Source organism: Aquisphaera insulae, assembly GCF_011064615.1.
Taxonomy (GTDB): Bacteria; Planctomycetota; Planctomycetia; order Isosphaerales; family Isosphaeraceae; genus Aquisphaera; species Aquisphaera insulae.
On sequence record NZ_JAALJH010000262.1, the window covers coordinates 1 to 474 of the forward strand.

Annotated in this window: 1 protein-coding gene; it reads right to left on the reverse strand. The window is 58.0% G+C overall.

Features of this window, described 5'->3' with window-relative positions:
- Window positions 1-182: 182 nt before the first annotated feature.
- The coding region (locus G6O54_RS37640; protein WP_205679199.1) for a hypothetical protein at window positions 183-474 on the reverse strand (292 nt) is incomplete at its 5' end.

Consider the following 474-nt stretch of genomic DNA (forward strand, 5'->3'; position numbering starts at 1 on the left):
GTTGATCCAACAATCCTTGAGCCGAGTCCCCTCGCCGAGCCCATCTCTCCAAGACAACAGAAGGTATCGTGAAAAACCAAAAACAAAACCTGACCCCGCAGTCCCTGATGACCCCGCAGTCCCTGACCCCGCAGTCCCTGACCCCGCAGTCCCTGACCCCGCAGTCCCTGACCCCGCAGTCCCTACGAAAAACCAAAAACAAAACCTGACCCCGCAGTCCCGACCCCGCAGTCCCTCTGACCCCGCAGTCCCTGCCCGGTCATGACTTTGAGCTCGGTGAACTGCTTGTAAATATGGGGATTGGCAACACACTCACGGCCTTTGTCGGAGAGGCTGTCGGTCCAGCCTTGCAGCGGTTCGCCGTTAACTTTATTCCCCCGGATTTCATTCAACGCTTGTTGGCCCATCCACTTCCGGACGCTGTGCGATACGGATTCGGCTACTCCGAGAAACTGGCCGGTATTCCGGCTCTGA